At 57.7% G+C, this 9,024-nt stretch carries 6 protein-coding genes; 3 read left to right on the plus strand and 3 right to left on the minus strand.

What is annotated here, in order from left to right:
- The first annotated feature begins 379 nt into the window (after positions 1-379).
- Entirely contained in the window at positions 380-1,753 is a 1,374-nt protein-coding gene (rpoN, locus tag D1646_RS20730) for an RNA polymerase factor sigma-54 (RefSeq protein ID WP_160638277.1), read from the plus strand.
- Between the two features lie 132 nt (positions 1,754-1,885).
- Here rpoN and D1646_RS23510 read toward each other — a convergent pair whose 3' ends face one another.
- The 3 genes from D1646_RS23510 to D1646_RS20745 all read right to left on the minus strand — a co-directional run bounded on the left by D1646_RS23510 (position 1,886) and on the right by D1646_RS20745 (position 3,113).
- Entirely contained in the window at positions 1,886-2,383 is a 498-nt protein-coding gene (locus D1646_RS23510; RefSeq protein WP_243154273.1) for a sulfite exporter TauE/SafE family protein, read from the minus strand.
- 27 nt (positions 2,384-2,410) lie between these two features.
- Positions 2,411-2,548 carry a hypothetical protein gene (locus tag D1646_RS23515; RefSeq protein ID WP_243154274.1) on the minus strand — a complete coding sequence of 46 codons (138 nt, stop codon included), beginning with the start codon at positions 2,546-2,548 and terminating at the stop codon, positions 2,411-2,413.
- A gap of 154 nt (positions 2,549-2,702) precedes the next feature.
- The gene (locus D1646_RS20745; protein WP_243154275.1) at positions 2,703-3,113 is read right to left on the minus strand and encodes a hypothetical protein; all 411 of its coding nucleotides are present in this window, start codon (positions 3,111-3,113) and stop codon (positions 2,703-2,705) included.
- A 509-nt stretch (positions 3,114-3,622) separates the two neighbouring features.
- Between D1646_RS20745 and D1646_RS20750 the strand changes: the two genes are divergently transcribed.
- Both D1646_RS20750 and D1646_RS20755 read left to right on the plus strand, forming a co-directional pair.
- On the plus strand, positions 3,623-6,199 hold the full coding sequence (locus D1646_RS20750; protein WP_160638278.1) for a GAF domain-containing hybrid sensor histidine kinase/response regulator: 2,577 nt from the start codon (positions 3,623-3,625) through the stop codon (positions 6,197-6,199).
- Between the two features lie 165 nt (positions 6,200-6,364).
- A complete protein-coding gene (locus D1646_RS20755) occupies positions 6,365-8,845 on the plus strand; it encodes a response regulator (RefSeq protein WP_243154276.1) in 2,481 nt (826 codons plus the stop codon).
- Positions 8,846-9,024: the final 179 nt, after the last annotated feature.

Here is a 9,024-nt window from a genome sequence, read left to right on the forward strand (position 1 = left end):
AGCCCTGCGAAGCAGGGCCACACAAGCGGCGAAGCCGCTTGCCCCCTTTGGCAAAGGGGGCCCCTGAGCGAAGCGAGGGCGGGGGATTGTCAACGGCAGACTATCTGCTATTTCATATTTCAGGTAGAAGCAGTGCCAGCAGGTCAACCCCCACCGGCTTTGCCGGGCCATAAAGCGGCAGGCTGGGGCCGTCCCACCCCACAAAAGATACTTTACGAATTAAAGCATGTTTCTGGAGATGCGGCCAACATATTGCAAAACGCCGGCTTACCATACAGCGATTTGAATCCGCTGAGAGGGCATTCTATTTGACAAAAAGCGGGTTTTATCTTGACATTTTTTCTATTGGGCCATAAACTGAACAAAAGGAGTGAGAAAGATGGAGCTTCAGCAGACACAGAGCCAACAGCTGAGCCAGCGGCAGCTCTACAGCGTGGAACTGCTGCGCATGAGCACTCTGGAGCTGGACGCCTATGTGCGTGAGCTGGCCCAGGAGAATCCGGTCATCGAGGGGGAGGAGGTCCCGCCGCCCCCTCAGCGGAAGGAGGGGGACGAGGCACTGGGCCGTCTGCGCTGGCTGGAGGACAACGACCGGCAGAACTGGTTCTACCAGCAGCTCAGCGATGACGAGCTGGACCCTCTGGCCCGGGTGGGCACCGGCGGCGGGCTGGAGGAGACGCTGGTCAGCTTCCTCTCCCGCCAGCTGAGCCGGAAGAAGCCGGAGGCGGAGCTGGGGCGGCTGGTGGAGTATTTGATCCGCTGTCTGGACGACGACGGCTATCTCCGGGTCCCCCTGGAGGAGCTGTCCCAACAGGGGAACATCCCGCTGGCGCGGCTGGAGGAGGCCCTGGCCCTGCTGCGGACCCTGGAGCCGGCGGGCGTGGGGGCGGCGGACCTGTCCCAGTGTCTGGCCCTGCAGCTGGAGCGCATCGGGGAGACGGGACCCGCCCTGGCCATCGTCCGGGACCACCTGGACCTGCTGGCGCGGCGGCACTACCGGGCCATTGCAGGCAAGCTGGAGATCACCGTGGCCCAAGTGGAGGAGGCCCTGCGGACTATCCGGGAGCTGGACCCCCGGCCCGGCGCGGTGTTCCAGCGGCTGGATCAGGTCCACTACCCCCAGCCCGACCTGGTGGCGGAGACACGGGATGGTCAGATCCTTGTCCGCTCCGCCCGGCCGGAGCGTCCCCCCTTTCGGGTAAGCCGGTACTATCAAAACCTGCTGGAGCAGACGGAGGACCTGGAGGTGCGCGCCTACCTCACTGAAAAGCTGCGCCAGGCGGAAAACGTGCTGTGGGCGGTGGGCCAGCGGGAGAGTACCCTGCTGCGGTGCGCCCAGGTCATTGTGGAGCGGCAGGCGGACTTTTTTAAAAAAGGTCCCGAGGGGCTGGTCCCCCTGCGGATGGGCGAGGTGGCCCAGGTGCTGGAGCTGCACGAGTCCACCGTCAGCCGGGCGGTGCGGGAGAAATACCTCCAGTGCGCCCGGGGCCTGTTCCCGCTGCAATACTTCTTTTCCCGGGCGGCAGGCAGTCAGGAGGGCGGCCCCAGCGCGACGGCGGCCCGGAAACTGCTGTTGCAGCTCATCAAGGACGAGGACAAGTCCCGGCCCCTCTCCGACCAGCAGCTGTGCCAGTGCCTGGAGCAGGAGGGCTGTGTCATCTCCCGGCGTACCGTCGCAAAATATCGGGAGGAGTTGGGCCTGCCCAGCGCCGCAGGCAGAAAAATACAGCCCAATCCCCTTTCTAAAAATTGAATTTCCTTTCAAAAAGCAGCTCCCCGGCCCCGGGGAGCTGCCTTTTTGTGGATAAAATGAATTTAGCAACTATCAAAAGGTACAGTCCGTGGAAAGGGCGGGTAGGGCCTCGCCCAATGTACGCGTTCTCGCTCATGAAACCGCATACCTCCAGGTGTTAAATACGCTGATGCAGATGATGACTACCATTAGGATCAAAAACAGGCGCTCCACAGTCTTTCCTTCGATCCGGCTGTTCACCTTTCTGCCGATGATCCCGCCGCAAATTCCCCCTGCCACCATAAGCGCCAGCACAGGCCACCGAATGGGCGGGACCGCATGGTTCAAAAGCGTGGCAAGGAAATTGCACAGCTGGCTGAAAAAGATAACATACAGACTGTTTGCGGCGGCAGTTTTGGCGTCCATGCTGAAAAAGTAATACAGCACCACCAGATTGATTGGCCCACCGCCCTCCTCCTTGTTGGTGTAGGTGCCGCTCCCTTTGACCCGGCGGAGGAGCTTCTCCTCGGTCAGCCGCCGGTTCAGGGCGTTTTCCGATGGGATTTTGGAGTGGTTGGAGAACTTATTCTCCTCAATATAGGCCCGCACCCAGAGATAGACCATCTCCACCTTTCCGTCCAGCTCCTTCATAGCGCCCTCTCTGGAGATGACACGCCTCTATCCGTCGATGATGACGGGCCGGGTCCCCTCCGCTCTCTCGATCCAATCCAGCAGACGCTCCCGCAGCTCCTCCTTCACCTGAACATAGGCGGGGTCGGCCACCGGGTTGTTCAGCTGGTGGGGGTCCCCCTCCATGTCGTAGAGGAAGTCATCGGCGTACCGGTCCGAAGCCGCCGCCGCGCCGCCGTTGATGCCGGGGGCGCAGACGGCGTAGGTATACCGCGCGGTGCGGATACACCGGCCGACCCGGCTCTCGGAAATCTGCGCAAAGATCTCGTTGGGTCTATTATCATCCTTGCTCTCCAGCTCGGCAATTCAGCTCGGCGTCGGCGGAGAGGACGAAGATGGAGGAGTACAGGTTTTCTACAAAGACAAAGTCCTCATAGCCGAACTGCATCTTGTCCGGGTCCAGGATGGAGGTGATGGACAGCAGACCCTTGCCCACAAACACCAGCTCAGTGTCGTTGGCCTTGGTGTCGGCAACCCAGGTGTTGACCGTGGCGTCCCCCTTGATGGCTTCGGCCACCAGAGCGATGGTGTCGGAATAGCTGGTGGATTTGGTGGCGGCCTGCTGGCTCACCATGGCCGCTACCCCGGAGGGCGCCCAGGGGCAGGTAACCTTCCAGGCGGCGTTTTTCTTGCCGCCGCAGGAGGCAAGCAGCGCCACAAACATGGCGCCCACAAGGGCAAGGCTGAGCATTCTCTCTATTCATAATCATACTCTTTTTGTTTGATTTTCAGCTGCGGCGTATGTCGCTCCCACAGCACCTGTGATGATTTTAATTTATCATGTGACCGCCCGGCCTTTCAACATCTTTTTCAAACAATCGTGTAAAGTTGTATGCTCATTGTGTTTCCCGGCAAAACCCGTCTGTCTCTCTTCACTGCATTTGATATTTTAAACAAGTTCCGACTCCGGGTTTTGTGGGTTTACGCAGAGTACAGCGACCTTCACGTGGACTATGCCCCTCTCATGGATATGGCGGCCTGACCCTCGGCTTCCGCCCTGGTCAAGCCGTACTTTACGTATTGACGAAAGTAGGGACATATGATATCATGACACCGACTTTTCTAATTTTCTGCGGCAAAACCACAGAAACAAATTGGAATGACACCAAAACGGCGATTTCCGGGGAAGAGCCATCTTCCAATGCCGGAACTCGCCGCGGTGGCTATGGCCGGAAAGCGGCCTATATGGAGGGCAGGCTTATGGACTATTCAGGGGAACTTTTAAAACGGGCCGGAGACGAAACTCCGCTGATCGAGGAGCAGGAGCGGCACAGCGATATGCAGAGCGTTCAGAATCTGGAGGCCGTGATCAATGAGGGCCTGCGCACCGCCCTGCTGGAGGAAATTCCCGACCGGTCCCTGGAGGTGCTGCTGGAGCACTTAGGAAAAGCGTTAAATGGGGAACGAACCTATATCTTTGAGCAAAACGAGTCCGGCGGCGACGACAACACCTATGAGTGGGCGGCCGACGGAGTGGAGCCGGAAAAGGAATATCTCCAAAATGTTCCCCCGGAGGTATGTGCAAGCTGGTACCGGAAGTTCCGGGTCGGCGAGCATATCGAGATTGAGCGCCTGGAGGATATCCGGGAAACGGAGCCGCTACAGTATGAAAACCTGAAGCGGCAGAACATTCACTCCCTTGTGGTGGTTCCCCTTTATGACGGCAAACGGATCATTGGCTTTTATGGTGTGGACAATCCCCCGGTGCGGTCGCTGGAATACGCGTCCAATATACTCCAGACCGCGGCGTATTTTATCGTATCCTCTCTGAAGCGGCGGAATCTGTTCCGGGAGCTGCAAAAGCGGAGCTATAACGTGCTTCACGCCCTCAGTGTGGACTATCTGGGCATCTATGAGGTGAAGTTCGATACCGGCGAATGCGAGGTCTACCGGAGCAGCGAACAGACGGGGATCGACTGGGCCGCCCAGTTTCAGGACGGTTACCAGACGGCGGTGGAGCGGTATATTTCCCAATATGTAGTTCCCCGGGATCGGGAGCGGCTCCGCGACGTGACAAAAAAGGACTATGTACTGGCTCAGCTCAGAACCAAGAAAAAGTTCTCTGTCCGGTACCAGGTGAACGACAGCTCCTTTGGCCTGAAGCACCTGGAGCTTCATTTTTCCGCCACGGAGAAGACCGCGGAAGAGAACTGCGCGATTTTTGCCCAGCGGGACATCAATGCCGTGGTGGAGCAGGAGGAGAAATACAAGCTGGAGGCGCGGCAGAGCCTGGAGGACATTCTGGAGGGCGCCAGAACCGGCATCTGGACCATTGAGCTGGAAGAGGGCTGCCAGCCAAGGATGTACGCGGACCGCACGATGCGGATACTCCTGGGCGCGCCGGATGAGATTGGCCCGGAGGAGTGCTACCGGCGCTGGTTTGAAAATATTGAGCCGGACTATGTGGACATGGTGCAGGACGCGGTGCTGCAAATTCTGGAAACCGGGCGGGCCGAGGTAATCTACCCCTGGAAGCATCCGGAGCTGGGGAAAATTTATGTCCGATGCGGCGGCGTGCCGGACAAAACGTTTAAAAAACCGGGCGCCTGCCTGCACGGCTACCATCAGGACATCACCGAGACCATGGAAACGCGGAAGAAACAGGAGCAGTCCATCATGGAGCTGCTGGAGCGGGTCAGACGGGCGAATTCGGCAAAGAGCGAATTTCTCTCCCGTATGTCCCACGATCTCCGTACGCCCATCAATGGAATTTTAGGACTGCTGGCCATTCTGGAAAAAAGCCCGGACGATCCGGAGCGGCAGCGGGCGTGCCGGAAGAAAATCCGCGTGTCGACGGAGCATCTGCTGTCCCTGGTAAACGACGTTCTGCAGGTGAGCAAGCTGGAGAGCGGCCGGCCGGCGGCGGAGGTGGAGGAGCCGTTTGACCTTCATGACGCGCTGGAAGACTGCATTACCATCCTGTCCCCTCAGGCGGAGGAGGCGGGGATCCGGCTGGCGCTGGAGGAGGTGGCCCTGCACCACAGCAGGCTGATTGGAAATCCGCTGCATTTGAAGCAAATCCTGATGAACGTCATTGACAATGCCCTCAAGTATAACCGGCCCCAGGGCTCCGTGTCCGTCCGGGTAGAGGAAACCGCTTTCCGGAACGGCAGCGCAAGCTACCGTTTTGTGATCGAAGATACCGGGATCGGCATTGGGGAGGACTTTAAGCCGCACATTTTTGAGCCCTTCACCCAGGAGCATCCGGACGCGAGGACCCACTATAACGGCGTCGGCCTGGGTATGTCCATCGTGAAGAAGCTGGTGGAGCAAATGCGGGGAACCGTTGAGGTAGACAGTTCCCCCGGCAAGGGGAGCGTCGTCCAAATCATCCTGCCCATCCGCTTCGACGAGGCGGGGCGGACCGGAGAGGAAGAGCAGGACGGGCAGGGCGATATTGCCGGGATGCGCGTCTTGCTGGTAGAGGATAACGAGATCAACCGGGAAATTGTGGAGTTTATTCTTCAGGATGCGGCAGCGGAAGTGGTGGCCGCCGTTAACGGAAAAGCCGCTGTAGACGTCTTCATGGCCTCCGCTCCGGGGACCTTTGACTGCGTACTGATGGATTTGATGATGCCGGTGATGAGCGGATATGAGGCGGCCCGGGTGATCCGCGGCCTGGACCGGGCGGACGCAAAGACCGTGCCCATCATTGCACTGTCGGCCAACGCCTTTGAAGAGGACATCGCACTGGCAAAGGACGCGGGAATGAACGGACATCTGGCAAAGCCGGTGGACATCCGCAAGATGTTCCGGCTTATGAGCAGCCTGCGGTGACGGCGGGAGCATGAGGCAGCCGGTATGTTCAAACAAGATCGAAACATGAGGAGAAGGAAACGTATGAAAAGCGTGGTTTTGCCCCGTTCTTTAGGGATTAGTATTGCAGCGGTCATCTGCTTAACTTTGTTTGTGTTTTCCCTTCTCGGATTGTCCATTAACCGTATGAGTGAACGTACGATCGAGCAGATCGGCGCCGCTTATATGTCTGGAATGAACCAGCAGGTGTCGCTGCATTTTGAAACGATTATCGACCTTCGCCTGACCATGGCGGAGTCCATAGCGCATATTGCCCAGGGCGAAGGGAGCGCCGGTTACGGCTCAAAGGAGGAGATCGAATACGGCGCAAAAGCCCGGAATTTTTTCTGCGCCGCCCTGTATTCTCCTGAGGGCGAAATTGAAATGATTTTCGGCGATCCGGTGGAGTTCAATCACCCGGAACCCTTCCTGGAGAGCTTGAAAAACGGGGAGCGCAAAGCCGCCTCCGCGGTGGACAGCGGCGGGAACGGGGTGATTTTGTTTGGCGTTCCCTGCGAATATCCCATGTCCGACGGAAGCGCCAGCCTTGCCATGGTGGTGGGGCTTTCTTCCAAATATATGGGCGAGGTCCTGTTCCTGGAGTCGGACAGCTCGCCGATGTACTCCTTTGTGATACGAAAGGACGGCAGTTACGTTGTACGGGATCAGGGCGGGAAAAACGAAAGCTATTTTGACCAGCTGTATAAAATTTTTGACGGCCAAAGCGAAGCGGCCTATTCCTATATTCAGCAGCTGATGGCCGCCATGAACGCCGGCGAAGAGTACTCCGTTATTTTGGAAAGCGGCGAATCCCGTCAGCATCTGTACTGCACCAGCCTGCCTTACTGCGAATGGTATCTGGTGACGATCCTTCCCTTCGAAGGGCTGGACCGCGCAATTTCTGGGATGAGCAGTCACTGGCTTGTTATCGTTTACGCCTCTTCCCTCGCGGTGATCGCCATGCTTCTTTGCATCTTCTTTCAGTACTTAGGAGTATTCCGGAAGCAGGTATCTGAATTAAAGTGCGTGAATACGGAAATGGACGCGGCGCGGAAAGCTGCGGAAAAAGCGCGGAAAGAGGCGGAGCACGCCAACGCGGCAAAGCAGGAATTTCTCTCCAGCATGAGCCACGACATACGCACGCCCATGAACGCCATCATCGGCATGACCTCTTTGGCTGCGGCCAACACGCACGATCCGGACCAGGTGAAGGAATATCTGCGAAAAATTGCATTGTCCAGCAAGCACCTGCTGGGTCTCATTAACGATGTGCTGGATATATCGAAGATCGAGAGCGGCAAGATGACGCTGAATGTCGGGCCAATGTCGCTGAGAGAGTCGATGGACAGCATCGTCAATATCATACAGCCCCAGGTTAAGGCAAAAAAACAGCGGTTTAACGCGGCCGCTTACGAAATCCTTTCGGAAACCGTGTGCTGTGACGGCGTGCGGCTGAACCAGGTGCTGATTAACCTTCTGGGAAACGCCGTCAAGTTTACGCCAGAGGGCGGAGCTGTTCAGGTGTCCGTCTACCAGGAGGCGCTGCCGGAAGACGCTGCCTGTGTCCGCACCCACTTCCTGGTGAGCGATACGGGCATTGGTATGTCGAAGGAGTACCAAAAGCAGATTTTTGAATCCTTCAGCAGGGAGGACGACACCCGCGTACAAAAAACAGAGGGTTCCGGGCTTGGAATGACGATCACCAAGTGTATTGTAGACACGATGGGCGGCTCCATCTCCGTCCGCAGCGAACAGGGCAGGGGCAGCGAGTTCCACGTTGTTCTTGACCTGGCAAAGGCGGCGGAACAGGAGACGGATATGACACTTCCCGGCTGGAATATACTGGTGGCTGACGACGATGAGCGGTTGTGCATAAATGCGGTCCGTTCTTTGCAGTCCATTGGGATGTGCGCCGAATGGTGTCAGAGCACGGAACAGGCGATGGAGCTGATTGCTGAGCGCTGCCGCTGGAACGACGGCTATCAAATGGTCCTTCTGGGCGGGAAGCTGCTGGACATGAACGGGATGGAAGCCGCGCGGCAAATCCGCCTGCGCTGCGGGGGAGACGGCTTGGTGCTGCTCTCGGCCTGTGATTGGAGCGGGATGGAAGCGGAGGCCAGAGAGGCGGGGATTTCCGGATTTATTTCCAGGCCGCTGTTCCGGTCCACTCTGGTTGATGCGTTGAAGGTGTTTGCCGGTACCGCCGGCGAGAAAACCGCCAAGGCGCAGGCGGCGGCTGACCGGACGCTCCGGGGAAAGCGCATTTTATTGGCGGAGGATAACGAGCTCAACTGGGAAGTTGCCAAGGAGCTGCTTTCTGTCCTGGAAATGGAGCTGGATTGGGTTGAAAACGGGCAAATCTGCGCCGCGAAATTTGAGGAATCTCCTGTTGGATATTACGATGCGATTCTTATGGACGTACGGATGCCCGTGATGGACGGCTATGAAGCGACCAGGGCCATCCGGAGCCTGGAACGCGAAGACGCGGATATCCCCATTATCGCCATGACTGCCGATGCGTTTTCGGAAGATATTCAAAAGTGTTTGGCGTGCGGAATGAACGACCATTTGGCAAAACCCATTGATATTCAGGCCGTCTCTCAGAAGTTAAAAAGGTATGTGAAGTAAGCCCCCGCGGAGTACGAAAAGACCTGTACGGCCCGAAGCGCGTCAAGGCCCGGGGTGACCGCACAAAAACAGCCCTCTGTTACACAAATTTCCATCCCCCGATTTGTGTACATTGACAAAAAAAGGCCTCCGGCCCCTGCATGGGATGAGCAGGAGCCGGAGAGAGGATGGATAGCGAC

Origin of the sequence: Pseudoflavonifractor sp. 60, assembly GCF_009911645.1 — a bacterium.
GTDB lineage: Bacteria > Bacillota > Clostridia > Oscillospirales > Oscillospiraceae > Lawsonibacter.